The sequence below is a fragment of the Saccharopolyspora sp. NFXS83 genome (assembly GCF_026241095.1).
GTDB lineage: Bacteria > Actinomycetota > Actinomycetes > Mycobacteriales > Pseudonocardiaceae > Saccharopolyspora_C.
This window is the reverse complement of record NZ_JAPFGB010000033.1, coordinates 1-19,644: the sequence shown is the minus strand read 5'-3', so window position 1 is coordinate 19,644 and position 19,644 is coordinate 1. Positions and strand designations below refer to the sequence as shown.

20 protein-coding genes are annotated in these 19,644 nt (G+C 71.2%); 1 reads left to right on the top strand and 19 read right to left on the bottom strand.

From position 1 onward, the window contains the following. Positions 1-26 precede the first annotated feature (26 nt). Positions 27-863 (bottom strand): 30S ribosomal protein S2, encoded by an 837-nt coding sequence (gene rpsB, locus OOZ19_RS26215; protein ID WP_266092828.1) that lies wholly within the window; start codon positions 861-863, stop codon positions 27-29. Positions 864-1,364: 501 nt separating this feature from the next. Between rpsB and OOZ19_RS26210 the strand changes: the two genes are divergently transcribed. Then, positions 1,365-1,985 (top strand): murein hydrolase activator EnvC family protein, encoded by a 621-nt coding sequence (locus tag OOZ19_RS26210; protein WP_266092827.1) that lies wholly within the window; start codon positions 1,365-1,367, stop codon positions 1,983-1,985. Positions 1,986-2,014: 29 nt separating this feature from the next. Here the strand turns inward: OOZ19_RS26210 and whiG are convergent, their stop codons facing one another. From whiG to OOZ19_RS26120, 18 genes are all read right to left on the bottom strand, one after another. After that, on the bottom strand, positions 2,015-3,106 hold the full coding sequence (whiG, locus tag OOZ19_RS26205) for an RNA polymerase sigma factor WhiG (RefSeq protein WP_266092826.1): 1,092 nt from the start codon (positions 3,104-3,106) through the stop codon (positions 2,015-2,017). Continuing rightward, a complete protein-coding gene (locus tag OOZ19_RS26200) occupies positions 3,081-4,049 on the bottom strand; it encodes a tyrosine recombinase XerC (RefSeq protein ID WP_266092825.1) in 969 nt (322 codons plus the stop codon). The genes whiG and OOZ19_RS26200 overlap by 26 nt, the downstream gene beginning before the upstream one ends. A 93-nt stretch (positions 4,050-4,142) precedes the next feature. Further along, entirely contained in the window at positions 4,143-5,279 is a 1,137-nt protein-coding gene (dprA, locus tag OOZ19_RS26195) for a DNA-processing protein DprA (protein ID WP_266092824.1), read from the bottom strand. A gap of 217 nt (positions 5,280-5,496) precedes the next feature. After that, a complete protein-coding gene (locus tag OOZ19_RS26190) occupies positions 5,497-7,014 on the bottom strand; it encodes a YifB family Mg chelatase-like AAA ATPase (protein ID WP_266092823.1) in 1,518 nt (505 codons plus the stop codon). Further along, the gene (locus OOZ19_RS26185) at positions 7,015-7,428 is read right to left on the bottom strand and encodes a YraN family protein (RefSeq protein WP_266092822.1); all 414 of its coding nucleotides are present in this window, start codon (positions 7,426-7,428) and stop codon (positions 7,015-7,017) included. A gap of 242 nt (positions 7,429-7,670) precedes the next feature. After that, positions 7,671-7,997: a DUF2469 domain-containing protein gene (locus tag OOZ19_RS26180; protein ID WP_184481717.1), complete on the bottom strand. Its 327-nt coding sequence runs from the start codon at positions 7,995-7,997 to the stop codon at positions 7,671-7,673. A 33-nt stretch (positions 7,998-8,030) separates the two neighbouring features. Continuing rightward, positions 8,031-8,798, bottom strand: coding sequence for a ribonuclease HII (locus OOZ19_RS26175; RefSeq protein WP_266092821.1), 768 nt, complete (start codon positions 8,796-8,798; stop codon positions 8,031-8,033). Positions 8,799-8,800: 2 nt separating this feature from the next. Further along, positions 8,801-9,715: a signal peptidase I gene (gene lepB, locus OOZ19_RS26170; RefSeq protein WP_266092820.1), complete on the bottom strand. Its 915-nt coding sequence runs from the start codon at positions 9,713-9,715 to the stop codon at positions 8,801-8,803. 274 nt (positions 9,716-9,989) lie between these two features. After that, complete coding sequence (gene rplS, locus OOZ19_RS26165) at positions 9,990-10,349, bottom strand: 50S ribosomal protein L19 (RefSeq protein ID WP_266092819.1); 360 nt, start codon at positions 10,347-10,349, stop codon at positions 9,990-9,992. A 221-nt stretch (positions 10,350-10,570) separates the two neighbouring features. Further along, positions 10,571-11,365: a tRNA (guanosine(37)-N1)-methyltransferase TrmD gene (trmD, locus tag OOZ19_RS26160; protein WP_266092818.1), complete on the bottom strand. Its 795-nt coding sequence runs from the start codon at positions 11,363-11,365 to the stop codon at positions 10,571-10,573. A 97-nt stretch (positions 11,366-11,462) separates the two neighbouring features. Then, complete coding sequence (rimM, locus tag OOZ19_RS26155; RefSeq protein WP_266092817.1) at positions 11,463-11,993, bottom strand: ribosome maturation factor RimM; 531 nt, start codon at positions 11,991-11,993, stop codon at positions 11,463-11,465. Positions 11,994-12,000: 7 nt separating this feature from the next. Then, on the bottom strand, positions 12,001-12,240 hold the full coding sequence (locus tag OOZ19_RS26150; protein WP_243792825.1) for an RNA-binding protein: 240 nt from the start codon (positions 12,238-12,240) through the stop codon (positions 12,001-12,003). Then, the gene (rpsP, locus tag OOZ19_RS26145) at positions 12,237-12,686 is read right to left on the bottom strand and encodes a 30S ribosomal protein S16 (RefSeq protein ID WP_266092816.1); all 450 of its coding nucleotides are present in this window, start codon (positions 12,684-12,686) and stop codon (positions 12,237-12,239) included. The genes OOZ19_RS26150 and rpsP overlap by 4 nt, the downstream gene beginning before the upstream one ends. A 244-nt stretch (positions 12,687-12,930) precedes the next feature. Then, complete coding sequence (locus OOZ19_RS26140; RefSeq protein WP_266092815.1) at positions 12,931-13,731, bottom strand: CPBP family intramembrane glutamic endopeptidase; 801 nt, start codon at positions 13,729-13,731, stop codon at positions 12,931-12,933. Positions 13,732-13,894: 163 nt separating this feature from the next. Then, positions 13,895-14,971 (bottom strand): amidohydrolase family protein, encoded by a 1,077-nt coding sequence (locus OOZ19_RS26135; protein WP_266092814.1) that lies wholly within the window; start codon positions 14,969-14,971, stop codon positions 13,895-13,897. After that, positions 14,968-16,545, bottom strand: coding sequence for a signal recognition particle protein (gene ffh, locus OOZ19_RS26130; protein ID WP_266092813.1), 1,578 nt, complete (start codon positions 16,543-16,545; stop codon positions 14,968-14,970). The genes OOZ19_RS26135 and ffh overlap by 4 nt, the downstream gene beginning before the upstream one ends. A 171-nt stretch (positions 16,546-16,716) precedes the next feature. Next, positions 16,717-18,636 carry a DEAD/DEAH box helicase gene (locus OOZ19_RS26125; protein ID WP_266092812.1) on the bottom strand — a complete coding sequence of 640 codons (1,920 nt, stop codon included), beginning with the start codon at positions 18,634-18,636 and terminating at the stop codon, positions 16,717-16,719. A gap of 319 nt (positions 18,637-18,955) precedes the next feature. Next, on the bottom strand, positions 18,956-19,540 hold the full coding sequence (locus tag OOZ19_RS26120) for a P-loop nucleotide/nucleoside kinase family protein (RefSeq protein WP_266092811.1): 585 nt from the start codon (positions 19,538-19,540) through the stop codon (positions 18,956-18,958). Between the last annotated feature and the right edge of the window lie 104 nt (positions 19,541-19,644).

Sequence of the window (19,644 nt, the reverse complement as noted above, 5' to 3'; positions counted from 1 at the left end):
GACGGCGGGTGACCAGCACGACTGAATCAGGACTGAGCGGGCTGCTCGTCGGCCGCGGGGGCCGGAGCGCCTTCACCGGAACCGGTGGCCAGCAGCTGCTGCTCCCACTCGGGCAGCGGCTCCTCGCCGGTCGGCTGCGGCTTCTCCTCGCCCTCGGCGGCGCCGTTGCCACGGCCGCTGCGGGACATCAGGCCCGCCGCGACACCGTCGGCGACCACGCGGGTCAGCAGCGCGGCGGAGCGGATCGCGTCGTCGTTGCCCGGGATCGGGTAGTCGACCTCGTCCGGGTCGCAGTTGGTGTCCAGGATCGCCACGACCGGGATGCCCAGCTTGCGAGCCTCACCGACGGCGATGTGCTCCTTCTTGGTGTCCACGATCCAGACGGCGCTGGGGATCTTGGACATGTCGCGAATACCGCCGAGGGTCTTCTCGAGCTTGTCCTTCTCGCGGGTCAGCATCAAGATTTCCTTCTTGGTGCGACCCTCGAAGCCACCGGTCTGCTCCATGGTCTCCAGCTCCTTGAGCCGCTGGAGGCGACGGTGCACGGTCTGGAAGTTCGTGAGCATGCCGCCCAGCCAGCGCTGGTTCACGTAGGGCATGCCGACGCGCAGCGACTGCTCCGCGATGGCTTCCTGAGCCTGCTTCTTGGTACCGACGAACAGGATCGTCCCGCCGTGCGCGACCGTCTGCTTGACGAAGTCGTAAGCCGCATCGATGTAGGACAGCGCCTGCTGCAGGTCGATGATGTAAATGCCGTTGCGCTCGGTGAAGATGTAGCGCTTCATCTTCGGGTTCCAGCGCCGGGTCTGGTGCCCGAAGTGCACGCCGCTGTCGAGCAGCTGCTTCATGGTGACGACGGCCATGGCCTTGTTCGCACCTCTTGTGTCGGGCGCACCGCCGAGCGGTGCGCGGTTCGGTTCTCGCGGCGAGCCGGGTGGCCCGCTGCCCTGGTGCCCGCGCCCGATGCCCCCACCCTGGCCCTGCGGGCCGGGACCTCGAAGGCACCGCTCGTTGCGCCGGAGCTCCGAACCGCCCTGCTCCCGAACACCGGGTCGATCATCGATCGGACCGGGTGGTCTCGCGTTTCCCGTTCGGCCGTGCCGAGCCGGAGGCCGAAGCCGTTCAGCGCGGTACGGGACCGCCAGGAGCGGACCACAGGTGCGGGAGTGGAGTTGTTCGGTTTCCCGACGGCGACGCGCGGACACGCGAAGTCGGATCGTGCGCACACGAAACCGCGTTAATAGTGTACTCGACGGGCAAAGCCGCCCAGGGCGAGGTCGCGAGTTGTCCACAGGCGGCCGATTCATCCACAGATTTCCGGATTGCCCCTGTCCAGGCCGCGCCGTGCGGGTCACGGTGGAAGCATGCTCCCGCTCCCCCGGATCTTCCCCGTCCGCGCCGGTCACCGGCGCTCCGGACACGTCCGGTCCGGCCTGCTCACGCGGCTGCTGCCGGTGCTGCTGATCGTTGCGCCCGCGGTGTTCCCCGCGACCGCCGCGACCGCACCGGGCGCGGAGCCCGGTGTCGCGCCTACCCCGCCGCAGACCGGGCTGCACCACCCGCTGCACCACCCGCTGCCCGGCTCCGCGGTGTCACGCCCGTTCGTGCCGCCCACCAGCGCCTACGGCCCCGGACATCGCGGCGTGGACCTGGCCGGGGCGCCCGGAGCCACCGTGGCGGCGGCCGATGCGGGCGTCGTCGGCTACGCCGGACTGCTCGCCGGGCGCCCCGTGGTGTCCATCGAGCACGCGGACGGCCTGCGCACGACCTACGAGCCGGTTCGCCCCACCGTCGAGGCCGGCCGCCACGTCGCCGCGAGCCAGCCGATCGGCGTCCTCGAACCGGGGCATCCCGGCTGCGCGGCGCCGGCGTGCCTGCACTGGGGCGCCCGCCGCGACGCGGACTACCTCGATCCTCTCGCCTTGCTCGGCGGGGTCGAGGTGCGGCTGCTGCCCTGGGACGCGGAAGCTCCAGCCGGTTCGTGAGTCCAGCACGTTCGAGCGCTAGGCCGTGATCACGGCTGAGGTTCGGTGAGCTTGCTGCGCAGGCGCAGGACAGCGCGGGTGTGCAGCTGGCAGACGCGGGACTCGGTCACCCCCAGCACCTTGCCGATCTCGGCCAAGGTGAGGTTCTCGAAGTAGTAGAGCGTCACCACGACCCGGTCGCGATCGCTGAGCCGTTCCACCGCCTCCGCCAGCTGCCTGCGGCTGTCCCGGTCCACCAGGGCCGCCACCGGGTCCTCCGCCCGGTCGTCGGGCAGCGTCTCGGCGAGCGAGGCGCTACCGCGGCCGACGCTGATCAGGTCGTCGAGGGCGACGACGCTGGTCATCTGCAGCTGCGCGAACAGGTCGTGCAGCTCGTCGGCGGACACGTCGAGCTCGTCGGCCAGTTCCACGTCCGTGGCGTGGCGCTGCAGCTTCGCTTCCAACCGCTCCAGCGCGCGCTCGAGGTCCCTGGCCCGGCTGCGCACCGAGCGCGGTACCCAGTCCTGCGCGCGCAGGTCGTCCAGGATCGCGCCCCGTATCCGCTGCATGGCGTAGGTCTCGAACTTCAGGCCGCGTTCGGGCTCGAACTTCTCGATCGCGTCGACCAGCCCGAAGATGCCGGACTGCACCAGGTCGGAGACCTCGACGTGCGAGGGCAGCCCGGTGCCGACCCGGCCGGCCACGTACTTCACCAGCGGCGCGTAGTGCAGCACCAACCGGTCCCGCAGCCCTTGATCGCGGTGTTCGCCGAAGGCGTGCCAGAGCGCCACGATGCCCGCTTCGACGTCGTCAGCGCTGCGCTGGTCGTCGGCGACGAGGTACGACAGGCGCCCCGGTGTCGAGGGCTTCGCCGCGTCAGCACCCTGGTCGACCCTGGATCGGGTGGCCGTGTCCGACTGCGCCGCGGCCCCCTGGGGGGTGGCCGCGCCGTCGGTGTGCCGGCTGCCGTTGACCTGCGCGCCGTTGGTGCCGGAGCTCGTGTCGTGGCCGTTCTGGCTGCGCCGCGCGGTCGGCTCGCCGGGGAGACTCGTCCTCGACGACGTCGATCTCGATGTCGCCTCCGTGGCCACGGTGCGGGCACCGCCCCCGGCGTCGTCAGGAACGGGGGTGGGTTCGGTCATGAATCGCCTTCAGCCGGTCGACGGTCACGTGGGTGTAAAGCTGGGTCGTTGCGAGCGTAGCGTGACCAAGCAACTCCTGAACGCTACGGAGGTCTGCTCCTCCTTCGAGCAGATGGGTCGCAGCCGAATGCCTCAGCCCGTGCGGTCCGAGATCGGCCGCGCCGGGCACGGCCTGCACTGCGTCGTGCACCACCCGGCGTGCCATGCGCTGGTCCAACCGCCCGCCGCGGGCGCCCAGGAAAACCGCCGGGCCGGAACCTCCGGTGCGGAGTTCGGGCCGTCCCGCCGAGAGCCAGCGTTCCAGTGCCGCATCGGCGGGTACGCCGAACGGCACGGCGCGCTCCCGTTTCCCCTTGCCGAGCACGCGGAGCAGTCGCCGTTCGTGATCGATGTCATCGAGGTCGAGCCCGCACAGCTCGGCCACCCGGATCCCGGTCGCGTACAGCAGCTCCAGCAGCGCGTGATCGCGCAGGGCGACCGGGTCGCCCTGCTCGGCCCCGGCCGCGGAGGCGGTCATCGCCGAGTCCGCCTGGTCGGCGCGCAGCACCGACGGCAGCGCCCGGTGCTTGGACGGGGCAGTGAGCCTGGGCCCGGGGTCGACGGCGAGCAGCCCGGTGCGGTGCGCCCACGCGGTGAAGGTCCGCACCGACGCGGCCCGGCGCGCCAGCGTCGCCCTGCTGATGCCCTGGGCGTGCTGGCCCGCCAGCCACGACCGCAGCGCGGGCAGCGTGACCTGGTCCAGTCCCGGGCCGGAGTTCGCGACGTCGGCGAGCAGCGAGACCACGTCACCGAGGTAGGCGCGCACGGTGTGCTCGGACAGGCCGCGCTCGGCCGAGACGTGGCGCTGGAACCGATCCACCGCGGAACCCAGCTCGTCGGGAAGCGATGCGCGTGCCGCGCGCAGGTCCGTTCTGGCCGCGGCGCCGGACCGTCTGCGTTCCATGGTGCAAACGCTCGCCCTTGGACGTGGTCCGGTCAAGAGGGCCACGCCGTGAACACGCTCCCACCCGCGGCGCCGCCGTCGATCACCGCACGTTCACCCGGCGCTCACCGCCCAACCGCCCTCCTTCCGCTCGATCAGGCCGGCCAGCTCCATCTCCGGCAGCAGGGCCCGAACGGCGCGCAGGGACAACCCGGATTCCTGCGCGAGCCGGTCAGCGTCCGCTCCGTTGCAAGCGCTGACCGCATCGTGCAGCTGTCGTGCACGCGGCTCCAGCGCGTCGGTGCGGCGAGCGGCCGGTACCGGATCGACGGGTGGCGCCGCCCCGAGCGGGTTGATCATTTCGAGCACCTGGGGCGTGGACGTCACCAGCACCGCCTTCCCGGAACGCACCATGTCGTGGCAGCCCACCGAACTCGCCGAGGTCACCGGTCCCGGCACCGCCATCAGCGGCAGCCCCAGCGCGTCGGTGGTGTTCGCGGTGTTGCCCGCGCCGCTTCGCGACCCGGCCTCCACGACCACGGTGCCCTGGCCGCACGCCGCGATCAGCCTGTTGCGCACCAGGAACCGATGTCGTCGGGGCGTGGTGCCCGGCGGGTACTCCGTCGCCACCACTCCTTGCTGCGCGATGGCGCGCAACAACCGGCCGTGCCCCGCCGGGTAGTCGATGTCGATGCCGCAGGCAAGGAACGCGACGGTTGTTCCTCCCGCGGCCAGCGCGCCCCGGTGCGCCGCGCCGTCGATGCCGTAGGCCGCGCCCGAGACCACCGCGCACCCGGCCGAGGCCAGACCGTGCCCCAGCTCGGCGGCGAGGTGCTCGCCGTACCCGGTCGCCGCGCGAGCCCCGACCACCGCCACCGAGGTGGTCAGCGCCGTGCCGAGATCGGCCTGGCCGCGCACCCACAGAGCCAGCGGTGCCGCCATGCCCGGTACCCCGACCTCGGCGGCCCCGGCGAGCAGTCCGAACCGCTCCGCGGGCCAGTCCGGATCTTCCGGGATCAGCAGCCGCGCACCGATCCGCCGCGTGGCCGCCAGGAGATCCGCGCCCGAGACGTGCCGCCGCCGGGACTCGACCTCGTCGGCCACCGCGCCGGGGGCCGAACCGCCGTGAACCAGTGCGGCCGTGCGGACGGGCCCGCGTTCGGCGACGCAGGCGGCCAACGCCGGCGCCGGGGGTTCGGCCACCGCCGCCAGGTAGGCACGAGCGAGCCGAACCTTCTCCTCCCCGCTCATCGCACACCCCCGTCGCCGGAACCGGTTCCGCTCGGACGGGCCGGATCACCGGCGGCCGATCCGGACCTCGCACCGGGGCACCGAATCGCGCGCACGAGCCAGGAGCACCGCGGGAGCGCGCCGGAATATCGAGGATCGACACCGTGCGACGAACATCGACACGATGCCGCCTCGCATTGCACCATCTGCATCGCTTGCACCGTTCCGGCCGTCGCGTTCATGCGAGCCTCCGTTCCCGGAACGCGAGTGCGGCGGCCACGTGCTCCGCCTCCGGACGCTCGCTGCCGTCCAGATCGGCCAGCGTCCACGCCACCCGCAGGCAGCGGTCGGCGCCTCGCGCGGTCAGCGCCCCCACGTCGAGCCCGCGGTCCAGCAGCGCGGTCACCGCGTCCGGCAGCGCGAACTCGCGGCGGAGCACCGGGCCGGGCACCTCGCCGTTGGTCTGCCAGCCTCGCGAAGCCCACCGCTGCACCGCCACTTCCCGCGCCCGCGACACCCGCTTGCGCACCACGTCCGTCGACTCCGCCTGCCCGCCTGCGCGCATGGTGGTCGCGGTGACCGGGCGCATGTCCACGCGCAGATCGACCCGGTCCAGCAGCGGACCGGACAGCTTGCCGAAGTAGCGGCGCCGCGCCTGCGGCGCGCAGTGGCAGTCGGCGTCCCTGGCCGGCGCGCACGGGCACGGGTTGGTGGCCAGCACCAGCTGGAACCGCGCCGGGTAGCGCAACGTCCCGTCCCGCCGCGAGAGCCGGACCTCCCCTTCCTCCAGCGCGGTGCGCAGTGCTTCGAGGCGCTGCGGACCGAACTCGCACGCCTCGTCCAGGAACAGCGTGCCCCGGTGCGCGCGGCTGACGGCTCCCGGTCGCGCCAGCCCGGCCCCACCGCCGATCAGACCGGGAACCGAGGTGGAGTGGTGCGGAGCCACGAACGGCGGATCCGCCACCAGCGGAGCGTCCGCGCTGAGCTCGCCGGCCACCGAGTGGATCGCGGTGACCTCCAACGCCTCCTGCCTCGACAGCTCCGGCAGCAGCCCGCTGAGCCGTCGCGCGAGCATCGTCTTGCCGGTGCCCGGCGGGCCGACCAGCAACAGGTGATGACCGCCCGCGGCGGACACCTCCAGCGCCCAGCGCGCCTCCGGCTGCCCCAGCACGTCCGCCAGGTCCTCCGTCGACGTCGCGCGCCGGGAGACGACCTCGCCGGGACCGTCCACGAGCTCGCCCTGCCCGCGCAGCCAGTCGACGACCTCGCTCAACCGCTCCGCCCCGAGCACTTCGAGGCCGTCGACCAGCCGAGCTTCCGCCAGCCCCTCCACCGGCACGATCGCCCGCCGGATCCCTTCGCGCCGAGCCGCCAGCAGCCCCGGCAGCAGTCCGCGCACGGGCCGTATCCGGCCGTCGAGGGCCAGCTCCCCGAGCAGCACCGTGCCTTCCAGCCGGTGCGCGGGCACCTGTTCGGCCCCGGCCAGCACCGCGCAGGCCAACGCCAGGTCGTACGAGGTGCCCGCCTTCGGCAGCGCGGCGGGTGACAGCGCCAGCGTCACGCAGCTCTTCGGCCAGTCCTCCTGGCAGTTCTGCACCGCCGCGCGCACCCGGTTCTTCGACTCCTGCAGGGCCGTGTCCGGCAATCCCAGCAGCTGCACGCTCGGCAGGCCGCCCTTGCGCACGTCCGCTTCGATCTCCACCAGCACGCCGTCCACGCCGAACAGCGCGACCGCCCAAGTCCGCCGCAGCGCCATTCAGAACACCCCCGGCAGGTGGTCAAGGGTGATCGGCCCCTTGGGGGGCCACAGGACGGAGATGACGTCGAACCGGACCTGGCAACCGGTCAGCCGCCGCTCCGCGAGCCAAGCTCTGGCGAGCTCCCGCAAGCGACGGATCTTGTTCGGTCCGACGGCGTCGAGGGGCGCCCCGTAGTCGATCCCGGAGCGCGTCTTGACCTCGCAGAACACCACGCGGTAGCCGTCGGTGCCGACGATGTCGAGCTCGCCGTGCGCGGTACGCCAGTTCCTGGCGAGCACCGAGATGCCCAGCTTCTCCAGGTGTTCGGCCGCCAACCGCTCACCGGCTCGGCCGAGCGCGTGAGTGCCTTGCCCGTGCACGTCCGAGAGCGCCCCGCGCAACGGTCGGTAGTCGAGAGTGGGCACCGCCATGATCTCCTCCAGGGCTGGGAATCGGCCCGGAGCTGCTCTCCGGGCCCGACTTCCAAAGTGCCCTGGCCGATCAGCGCCCACCAGGCCCAATTGGGAAATCTGTGGATGGATCGACGACCTGTGGACAACTCCATCGAAAACGATCTATGAATGCTGCGACGAAGAACGGGTGGCCGCCCGCAGGCGACCACCCGTTCCACCACATCAGCGCCGAGCGCCCCTCCGCCCGGTGGCGCGACCGGTCAGCTCCCGCCGAACGGCCCGTTCTCCGGCAATCGGAGTTCCGGTTTGTCCAGCTCCTCGACGTTCACGTCCTTGAACGTGATCACCCGGACCTTCTTGACGAACCGCGCCGGCCGGTACATGTCCCACACCCACGCATCCGACATGGACACCTCGAAGTAGACCTCCGAATCGGAGTTGCGAACCTGCACGTCCACCGCGTTGGCCAGGTAGAAACGCCGCTCGGTCTCCACGACGTAGGTGAACTGCCCGACGATGTCGCGGTACTCCTTGTAGAGCTGAAGCTCCATCTCGGTCTCGTACTTTTCGAGATCCTCGGCGCTCATCGCAGTGCGAGCCCTTCCCCGTCGCCGTTCGTTCTACGTTCGCCCATTGTCCACCACTTCCCCCTCAGAAGCATCGAACAGACCGGGTTTGCTGGTGACGGTGCGTGGCGACCGCATCCCGTGCAGCCGGGCCGCCGCGACCACGTTCGAATAGGACCACCGGTGCTCCCCGCTCGGACCGTGCTCGCGCATGCGCGCGGTGTGGTGGACCGTGCAATACCCCTTGTGCCCGGCGAAGCCGTACCTCGGTAACCGCTCGTCCAGCTCGCACATGATGCGATCGCGGGTGACCTTCGCCAGCACCGACGCGGCGGCCACGCAGGCCGCGACCAGGTCGCCCTTGAGCACCGCCACGCTCGGCGCCGCCAAGCCCTGCACCCGGAACCCGTCGGTGAGCACGTAGCCCGGATGCACCGCCAGCCGCGCGACCGCGCGCCGCATGCCTTCCAGGTTGGCCACGTGGATGCCGAGCGCGTCGACCTCGTCGGCCTCGATCACCACCGTCGACCAGGCGACGGCCCGCCGCACGATCACCTCGTAGAGCCGCTCCCGCTCCGCCTCGCTGAGCACCTTGGAGTCGGTGAGCCCCTCGAACCGCCGCGCGTCCCCGGCGCGCAGCACGCAGGACGCCACCACGAGCGGTCCCGCGCACGCGCCGCGGCCCGCCTCGTCCACCCCGGCGACCGGGCCGAGACCGCTGCGGTCCAGGGCGCTCTGCAGCGCCCAGTTGCCGCTGCTGCGGCGGATCACCGGCCGTGGCGGGCGCCAGCCCGTCTCGGCGACCGCGGACCGCGCTCCCACCGTCAGTGCCGCTCCTGGTGGTGCTGCCGGATGACAGCGGTGAACCTGCGGCCCATCCACAGCACCGGGAACGCGGCGGCGAAGCCGATGCCCGCGGGCAGGCCCGCCTGCCAGGCGGGGGCGCCGAGCGCGTCGGCCTGCGGGTTGGTCTCCGAGATGCTCTGCCAGCGCTGCGGCGGCAGCACGATCACCTGCGCCTTGCCGATCACGTTGTCCACCGGCACCGCACCGTTGACGCCACCACCGCCCTGGAATCGGGAGTCCAGGGAGTCGTTGCGGTTGTCGCCCTGCACCCAGAGGTATCCCTGCGGAACGGTGACGGGCGCGAAGTCCGGCTGCGTGTCGCCGCGACCCGGCTCCCAGTAGATGTAGGGCTCGTTGAGCGGTTTGCCGTCCACGAGCACCCGGTTCTGGTCGTCGCAGCATTCGACGGTCTGCCCGCCGGTGGCCATGACCCGCTTGACGAAGTCCTTCTCGTCGGGCGAGCCGAAACCGACCAGTGCCATGGCGCCCTGCAGGAAGCCCACCACCGGGTTCGACGGCTCGGCCACCTGGAAGTCGTTGTGCCCCCACGTCTCGGGGCCGCGGAACACGACGACATCGCCCGGTTCGGGATCGGTGAACCGGTAGGAGACCTTGTCCACCAGCACCCGGTCGTTCTGGCAGCCGTCGCAGCCGTGCAGCGTCTGCTCCATCGACTGCGAGGGGATCACGTAGACCCGCGCCAGGAACGCCTGGATCACGATCGTGAGCACCAGCGCGGTGACGATCAGGATCGGCAGCTCCCGCCAGAACGATCCCTTCCGTTCGCGCGAACGGCGGCCCCGCGAGCGGCCACCGTCCCCTTCGGAGTGCTCGGCAGCCGCGCCTTCGCGGGGCTCTTCTTCTGGTCCATTAGAGCGCATGACGTCGGCCACGCAGCCAGGCTACTGGAACCGCGGTGCCCCCCGGCGGACTGCCCCGGCCGGAGGCCGCGGGGCCGCATTCCGCCGGTGACGTGCGGGTTCCCGGCACGCGGTCGATCAGTGCGGGTTCCGGGAGATCCGGGAACGGGCGCGATGTGCCGCGCCCCACCGAACTCGTTCACCTGATCGTGGATCACCGGAACGATCAGGCGCGCACGAAAAGGACGACCCGGGCGCGAAGCACCCGGGTCGTCCGAAGTCACCCGCCACCGGCGGGCGTCACGCATCAGGAAGCGGCGATCGGCTCCCGCTTCTCCTTGATCTTGGCGGCCTTGCCGCGCAGCTCCCGCAGGTAGTACAGCTTCGCCCGGCGGACCTGGCCGCGGCTGGCGACCTCGATCTTGGCGATGTTCGGGGTGTGCACCGGGAAGGTGCGCTCCACGCCGACACCGAAGGAGATCTTGCGGACGGTGAAGGTCTCCCGGACGCCTGCGCCCTGGCGACGGATCACGACGCCCTGGAAGACCTGGTTCCGCTCGCGCGAACCCTCGATGACGCGGACATAGACCTTCAGCGTGTCGCCAGGCCGGAAGGCCGGAATGTCGGAACGCAGCGACTGGGCGTCCAGAGCGTCCAGGGTGTTCATCGGTGGTCCGTCCTCATCCGTGTCGTAGGCACCCGTGCACTCGCGAATCGTGACCGGGTCTGAACCGCGGCCGCCGCCTGACACGGGGTTTGGCTTGCGATGTGCGCGCCGGTACAGAATCCGGCTTCAGCAACCCGTCAAGTGTGCCAGACGCGCAGGCAGGCGCCGGAACCGGCCCCGGAAAGCGCCGCAGTACGAGCCTTCGCGGCTCTCCGGTGGGGTCAGTCCTGCCCCTGCTGCGGAGTTCCTTCCGGAACGTCCGCTTCATCATCCGCGCGCAGTGTATCCAGCCGCGCGCGGTCCTTGGCGTTCAGGTCCTGCGCGGGCAGTCGCTCCAGCAGATCCGGCCGCCGGTGGTAGGTCCGCTCCAGCGCCTGGTCGCGCCGCCAGCGCGCGATGGCGGCGTGGTTGCCGGAGCGCAGCACGTCCGGCACCGGCCGGTCGCGCCACACCTCGGGCCGGGTGTAGCTGGGGCCTTCGAGCAGGCCGTCGGAGAACGAGTCCTGTTCGGCGGAGGCCGGGTTGCCGAGCACTCCCGGCAGCAACCGGGCGACGGCCTCGATCATGGTCAGCGCGGCGACTTCACCGCCGACCAGGACGTAGTCGCCGATCGAGACCTCTTCGACGGGCATCCGCTCGGCCGCCTCGTCGACGACCCGCTGATCGATGCCCTCGTAGCGACCGCAGGCGAACACCAGCCACGGCTCAGCGGACCAGCGCACCGCGGTCCGCTGGGTGAAGGGACGCCCGGCCGGAGTGGGCACGATCAACCGGGGCCGCGCCTCCGGCGACGCGCACACCTCGTCGAGGGCTTCGCCCCACACGTCGGGTTTCATCACCATGCCCGGACCGCCGCCGTACGGGCTGTCGTCCACCGCGCGGTGCACGTCGTGGGTCCAGTCGCGCAGGTCGTGCACCCCGACGGAGATCTTCTCCCGCTCGATCGCCTTGCCCAGCAGCGCGGCGCGCAGCGGAGCCAGGTACTCGGGGAAGATCGTGACGACGTCGATGCGCAACGGGGTGTTCCTTCAAGGAGATGTCCCGGCGGCGTGGCCGGGCAGCGTTCGGAGATCGGACGAGCACCGACGCGGCGTGCGCCGCCACCGGGCGTGGTCAGTCGTCGCCGAGCAGGCCCTCGGGCGGGTCCACCACGACGCGTCCGGCGGCCAGGTCGACCTCCGGCACGATCTCCGACACGAACGGGATGAGCCGTTCCACGTCGTCCGGGGTGCGCACCGACAGCAGCTCGCCACCGGGCGTGTGCAGGATTTCGCGCACCACGCCGACCTCGTCGCCGGTCGGCAGCACCACTCGCAGGCCTTCGAGCTGGTGGTCGTGGTACTCGTCCGGATCGTCGGTGGCCTCCAGCGCGTCCGCGCGCACCATGAGCGTGGCGCCGCGCAGGTGCTCGGCGGCGTCCATGTCGTCCACCGACTCGAAGCGCACCAGCAGCCGCCCGGCGTGTGGCCGGGCGGCTGTCACGGTGAGCGTGTCCGGCCCGGCTTTGCCGCGCCGCTGGACGCCGAGCACCGCGCCCGGCGCGAACCGCAGTTCAGGGCTGTCCGTGCGCACGTCGACGACGACTTCGCCGCGCACGCCGTGCGTCTTGGCCACCCTGCCCACGGCCAGCATCGGACCGGTCATGCCGTCCTCATCGATCGGTGTCGACCACGTCGACCCGGATGCCACGACCGCCGATCCCGGAGATCACGGTGCGCAGCGAGGTCGCCGTGCGACCGCTGCGGCCGATGACCTTGCCCAGGTCGTCCGGGTTGACGTGAACTTCCAGGGTGCGGCCGCGCCGGGTGGTGAGGAGTTGGACGCGGACATCGTCGGGGTTGTCGACGATGCCGCGCACCAGGTGTTCAAGCGCGTCCGCGAGGACCGTCACGCCTGGCCGTCCTCGGACTTCTGCTCTTCGGCGGCGGCCGCGTCGGCGTCGGCCTTCTTGCCGCCCTTCTTCTTCGGCGTGGTCGCGTCGGCGACGGTGTCCTCGCCGGCGGCGGCCAGAGCTGCGGCGAACAGCTCCTGCTTGCTCGGCTTCGGCTCCGCGACCTTCAGCGTGCCCTCGGCGCCCGGCAGGCCCTTGTGCTTCTGCCAGTCGCCGGTGACCTCCAGGATCGCCTGCACCGGCTCGGTCGGCAGCGCGCCGACACCCAGCCAGTACTGCGCCCGCTCGGAGTTGACCAGGATGCGACTGGGGTTCTCCATGGGGTGGTACTGACCGATCGTCTCGATCGCCCGGCCGTTACGGCGGGTACGCGAGTCGGCGACGACGATGCGGTAGTGCGGCTCCCGGATCTTACCGATCCGCGCCAGCTTGATCTTCACAGCCACGGGTGCTGGTGCTCCTCAGACTCTCGTTCGTGCTCGGGTGAGCAAACCAAGCCGTGTGGGGAAATACGGTGTGGAAGGCTCATACGTCGATGGCCGCGGACGGTGAGAGGGACCGACTCGCAGCGAACAGGCGTTTATTCTGCCAGATGCCCGGCTCGGCCTCGCAGGAGGTACCCGCCGCGGGCACGGCCGCGATTCCGGGACCGCCGCGGTGGGCGATTCCGGGCGAGCGGCCCCGGCGCGCTCAGGACGGCGCCACCACGCCGAGCGAGATCAGCAGCAGGCCCAGCGCGGGCAGGAAGTTGTTCACCTGGTGCGCGACGACGCTGGCGGTGAGCCTGCCGGTGCGCATCCGGGCCACCCCGATCGGGATCGCGATGATCAGCAGCAACCAGGTGCGCTCGGGTTCCAGGTGCCCGATCGCGAACACCGCGGTGCTCAGCACGAACGCGCTGATCCGGCTCCAGCGCAGCCGTTCCATCGCGCCCCACAGCAGGCCGCGGTAGAGGATCTCCTCGCACACCGGGGCGATCAGCCACACGTGCAGGAAGATCAGCACGGCGAGCAGCGGCGGCAGCCGCACCCCGTCCAGCAGGGTGCTCACCGTGGAGGTGGCGTTCTCCGGTCCCACCCAGCGGATCCAGATCATCGAGGCGACGGTCGTGCTGAGCAGGCCGATCGCGCCGATGCCGAAGCCCGTCGTGATGTCCGACCACCGCCAGTGCAACCCGAAGTCGAGCCGCGGCCCGTTGCCGCGCACCACTGTGATCACCACGGCCACCGCGGCGGACAGCAGCGTCGGCACCATCAGCATCAGCGGGAGCGCCACGGTGAACCAGGAGCTCTCCCCCGGATCACCGAAGATGGCCGCCAGCGTGACCGACGCGAGGATGAACACCGCTTCCGCGAGGAAGAACGCGCCGAACCCCCACCGGTGATCCGATTCCGCGGGTGGCGGCTGCACCTGCGTTGCGATGGCGGTTCCTCCCGCGATCTTCCCGACGGCGGGAACGCCTTCGGTGGGCTCGGGCTGCGGTACCTGCACGGGCGCCTCCGTCTCGGGCGGGCGGCGTGGCCTGGACGCGCTCGTCCCGTTTCCCGCCGCTCGGCCGTGGTCTGCTGTCCAGCACGCCGATTTCCGGCGGAATCGTCAGATTACCTTCGGCATTCGCCGCCCCACATCCGAATTCGGATGCGGGGACCGTCGTTCAGGTGACGACGGCGCCTTTCAAGACGATGCGCCGGGGATGGCGCAATGCGGCGAGTTCCTTGCGCGGATCGGAGTCGTAGCAGACGAGATCCGCCGCGTCGCCGTCCCGCAGCCCGGAGTGCCCGAGCCAGTCGCGGGCCTCCCAGGACGCGGCGCCCAACGCCTGCTCGGCCGACATCCCGACGCGGTGCAGCGCGAGGATCTCGTCGACGAGCACGCCGTGCTCGATGCCACCGCCGGCGTCGGTTCCGGCGTACACCGGGACGCCCGCTTCGATCGCCTTGGCGACGGTCGCGTCGCCGCGTTCGTAGAGCGCGGTCATGTGGCTCGCGTAATCCGGGTACTTCGTCGCCGCGGACGCGAATCCGGGGAAGTTCTCGATGTTCACCAACGTCGGGACCAGCGCGGTGCCGTGCCGGGACATCATCTCGACGGTGTCGTCGGTGAGGCCGGTGCCGTGTTCGATGCAGTCGATGCCCGCCGCGAGCAGACCGGGCAGCGCGTCCTCCCCGAAGACGTGCGCGGTGACGCGGGCCCCGTGCGCGTGGGCGGTGGCGATGGCCTCGACCAGCACCTCATCGCTCCACAGCGGGGCGAGGTCGCCGGCGGAGCGGTCGATCCAGTCCCCGACGAGCTTCACCCAGCCGTCGCCGTCGGCGGCCTGCTCGGCCACCGCCGCGGGCAGCTGCGATTCGTGTTCGAGCTGGTCGGCGAGGTACGGGATGTAGCGCTTCGGCTTCGCCAGGTGCCTGCCCGCGCGGATGATGCGCGGCAGGTCGTCGCGCTGCTGCAGCGGCTTGGTGTCGATCGGCGCCCCGCAGTCGCGGATGAGCAGCGTGCCCGCGTCCCGGTCGATCTCGGCCTGCTTTGCCGCCACGTCGAGGTCCACCGGCCCGTCCGGGCCGATGCCGACGTGGCAGTGCGCGTCGACGAGTCCGGGCACGACGTAGCCGCCGTCGAACACGGTGGTCGCGCCGGGCAGCGGCGCGCGGCTGATCCGGCCGTCCCCGATCCACAGCTCACCGAGTTCGCCGTCGGGCAGCAGGACACCGCGCACGTGCAGCGGCGCCGTCATTTCTTCTTCTTGCCGCCGAAGTTCAGCTTGGACGGGTCGAAGCCCGGCGGGAGCTCGTTGAGCCCGCCTTCGAGCTGGGACGTGTCCTGACCGGCACCGGCACCGGGCATTCCGCCGGGCATGCCTCCGGGGAATCCGCCGGGCGGCATGCCGGGGAAACCGCCGGGCATGCCGCGCATGCCCTTGGGCTGCGTCGGGCCCTTGATCTTCTTGCGGTTCTTGCCCTTGCCCTTCTTGACCTTCTTGGTGCCGCCTCCGCCGCCGAAGCCGCCGAACTGGCCCGCCATCTGCTGCATCATCTTGCGGGCCTCGAAGAACCGGGTCACGAGGTCGTTGATGTCGCTGACGTTGACGCCGGAGCCCTTGGCGATGCGCTGCCGCCGCGAAGCGTTGATGATCTTCGGATCGTCGCGTTCGGCGGGCGTCATGCCGCGGATGATGGCCTGCAGCCGGTCCAGGTGCTTCTCGTCGAAGTTGGCCAGCTGGTCCTTCATCTGGTTCGCGCCCGGCAGCATGCCCAGCAGGTTCTGCAGCGGGCCCATCCGGCGGACCGCCTGCATCTGCTCCAGGAAGTCCTCCAGCGTGAGCTGCCCGGATCCGAGCTTCTGCGCGGCCTGCTCGGCCTGGTCGGCGTCGAACGCCTGCTCGGCCTGCTCGATGAGGGTGAGCATGTCGCCCATGCCCAGGATCCGGCTGGCCATCCGGTCCGGGTGGAAGACGTCGAAGTCCTCCAGCTTCTCCCCGTTGGAGGCGAACATGATCGGCTGGCCGGTCACGTGCCGCACCGACAGGGCCGCGCCACCGCGGGCGTCGCCGTCGAGCTTGGTGAGCACGACGCCGGAGAAGCCGACGCCGTCGCGGAAGGCCTCCGCGGTCGACACCGCGTCCTGACCGATCATCGCGTCGACGACGAACATGATCTCGTCGGGGCTGACGGCGTCCCGGATGTCCGCGGCCTGGCGCATCATCTCCTCGTCCACGCCGAGGCGGCCCGCGGTGTCGACGATGACCACGTCGTGCTGGGCGCGCTTGGCCTCGTCGAGGCTGCGCCGCGCCACGTCCACCGGGTCCCCGGTGCCGTTGCCCGGTTCCGGCGCGAACACCGGCACGCCGGCGCGCTCGCCGACGACCTGGAGCTGCGTCACGGCGTTCGGGCGCTGCAGGTCGCAGGCCACCAGCATCGGGGTGTGCCCCTGGCCGGCGAGCCACTTGGCGAGCTTGCCGGACAGCGTCGTCTTGCCGGAGCCCTGGAGGCCGGCGAGCAGGATCACCGTCGGCGGGTTCTTGGCGTGCTCCAACCGGCGGGTCTCGCCGCCGAGGATGCCGACGAGCTCCTCGTTGACGATCTTGATGACCTGCTGCGCCGGGTTGAGCGCGCCGGAGACCTCGGCACCCTTCGCGCGATCCTTGACACCCGCGATGAACGCGCGCACCACCGGCAGCGCCACGTCGGCTTCCAGCAGTGCGATGCGGATCTCGCGCGCGGTGGCGTCGATGTCGGCGTCCGAGAGCCGGCCCTTGCCGCGCAGGTTCTGCAGAACCGAGGTGAGCCGGTCGCTAAGGGTGTCGAACACGGGTTCTCGCCGCTCCTGAGTCGAATGATGTACCTGAGTACCTGGTCGAGGGTAACCGTCGCCGGAAGCGCCTGGGGCGACCGCCGGGCAGGTGCCCGCGTCCGAGCGGCGAACGCGGTGCGAAAGAGCGGGCGGCGCGGCCTCCTCGGGGAGACCGCGCCGCCCTCGTCATCAGGTGCGGTCCCGGCTGGGGCGCTTGCCGTAGCCGCCGGAGCGACCGCCCTGCTGCGGGGACCGAGGGCCGCCCTTGCGGTGCGGACGCGGCTTGTCCCGGTCCCGGTCCCGGCCCGGACGCGGACCGCGCCGCGCCAGCACCTCGCCGTCGGCCCGGCTGATCCGCAGACCACGACCGGCGACCTGGGTCTTGCTGAGCTTGCGCAGCATGTCCTCGGGCAGGTTCGCGGGCAGCTCGATGAGCGTGTGCTCGGCCCGGATGTCGATGTGCCCGATGTGCTTGCTGTGCAGGCCGCCTTCGTTGGCCAGCGCGCCGACCAGTGCGCTCGGCGTGACGCGGTTGCGGCGCCCGACCTCGACCCGGTAGGTGTCGGTGTCCGAACCGGCGGGCTCGTAGCCGCCGTCCCGGCCGCCGCGGCGGTTGTCCTGCGGTTCCGGCTCCAAAAGCAGCGGGCGGTCGCCCTGCACCATGGCGGCCAGCGCAGCGGCGATCTCCGCGGCGGGCACGTCGTGGGTGCGCTCGTACTCCTGGACCAGGTTGTGGAACAGCTCCAAGCCGCCCTTTTCCAACGTCTCGGTGATGTCCTTGGCGAACCGGGCGAGCCGCTGGTCGTTGACGTCGTCGATGCTGGGCAGGTCCATCTGCTCGATGGCCTGCCGGGTGGCCTTCTCGATGGAGCGCAGCATGTGGCGCTCCCGCGGGGACACGAACAGGATCGCCTCGCCGCTGCGCCCGGCCCGGCCGGTGCGGCCGATGCGGTGCACGTAGGACTCGCTGTCGTGCGGGATGTCGTAGTTCAGCACATGCGAGATGCGCTCGACGTCGAGCCCGCGCGCCGCCACGTCGGTGGCCACGAGGATGTCGATGCGGCCTTCGCGCAGGTGACCGATGGTGCGCTCCCGCTGCGCCTGCGGCACGTCGCCGTTGATCGCGGAAGCGTTGAACCCGCGCGCCTTGAGCTTCTCGGCGAGTTCCTCGGTGATCTGCTTGGTGCGGGCGAACACGATCATCGCGTCGAAGCTCTGGACTTCGAGGATGCGGGTGAGCGCGTCCAGCTTGTACGGGCCGCGCACCGGCACGTACTTCTGGGTGATGTTGGTGGCCGTGGAGGTCTTGGTCTTGACCGAGATCTCCACCGGGTCGCGCAGGTACGACTGGCTGATCTTGCGGATCGCGCCGGGCATGGTCGCGGAGAACAGCGCGACCTGCCGCTGCTCGGGCACGGACTGCAGGATGCGCTCGACGTCCTCGATGAAGCCCATCCGCAGCATCTCGTCGGCCTCGTCGAGCACCAGGTGCTTGAGGTGGCGCAGGTTCAGCGAACCCTTGTCGAGGTGGTCGATGAGCCGGCCGGGTGTGCCGACGACGACGTGCGCGCCGCGCTTGAGGCCGGCGAGCTGCGGGCCGTAGCTCTGGCCGCCGTAGATCGGCAGCACGTTGAAGCCGGGCAGGTGCTTGGCGTAGCGCTGGAACGCCTCGGCGACCTGGATGGCCAGTTCGCGGGTCGGGGCGAGCACCAGCGCCTGCGGGCCGGAGCCGTTGAGGTCGATGTTGCTGAGGATGGGCAGCGCGAACGCGGCGGTCTTGCCGGTGCCGGTCTGCGCCAGGCCCATCACGTCGCGGCCTTCGAGCAGCGGCGGGATGGTCTGCGCCTGGATCGGCGAGGGGGTTTCGTAACCGAGCTCGGCGACGACCTTGCGCACCAGCGGGTCGATGGCGAGCGCGTCGAAACCGCTCGGCTCGGCCGGCTCGGCGGGAGCCTCGGGGGCCGTCTCGGCGGCCTGCTCGGACAGCGCGGACTCGACGGAGTCGACCGATGCGGCGACGGCCGCGTCGGTGGTCAGTTCGGCGGGCAGCTCGGTGCTCGCGTCGCCGGTCAGGACCTGTCCGGAAACTGCGTGATCGATTTGGGGCATGGGTGTAGCGGATCTCCTCGTTAGTGGTCGCCAGGGCTGAACCGGGATGCGTCACGGCCCTGCACCGACGTCCACTGCACGCGGCGATCGCAACAGTCAGGTCCGAACACAGCTCCGCCGTCGCCGTCCTCAGGGCGTACGCGCGGTGCTGCTCGCGCATGTACAAGCCGCGCACACCTGGCACGCACACACACTGTTGCCAGTCACTCGCAGCTCGCTGTCTCAGCCAGACGCGGCGGATTTTTCCTCCGCGCCGTTGTCCAAGGGTAGCGATCACCTGTTCGCCATGACGAACCCACCCGTGGCATCGGGACGAATCTCACCTGCGGCCGGTCAGCCGCAGGCCTGCGGCCAGGTCGTTCCGGGTGAACAGGCGCACGTCCTGCCAGCCGCGCGGCGCCCGCCCCGACAGCAGCGCGCGATGCACCCGGTACGCGCGGTGCACGTGCAGCTGGAACGAGCGGCTGCGGATGAGCCGTCCGCGGGCGTGCTGCCCGGCGAGCGCCTCCTCCGGACCGACGTGCAGCCACACCAGAACCCGGCGCCTGCCGGTGATCAGCGCGAACAGCACCATCATGAGGCGGGTCGTGGCGCGGGTGGACGGCTCGTGGGCGATCACCCTGCCGTCGGTGCGGAAGCAGAACCAGGCGATGCGCGTGCGGTGCAGCGCGTGCACCAGGGGGCGGTACCAGCGGTACGGGACGGCGGCGGGCAGCAGTGCCTTGAGCCGGGCGCGGACCTGCTCGGAGTCGAGCACGACGGTCCCCGGCGGCGCGATCAGCTTGTGCAGCACGGTGCTCTTGCCCGCGCCGGGCAGCCCGGCCAGGACCACCAGGGTGCGGCTCGGGGTGCGCAATGTGGGAATTGGCCCGCCGGACGCGGCGGACTCGTCCGAAATGTCCACGACGTGACCAGGTTACGCGAAGCGGATCTTGGCCCGGCCGTGCGGGTGAACCCCGGAGAGCAGACCTGGGGTGGCCCGCCCCCTCGTGCGAGCCACCCCAGGTC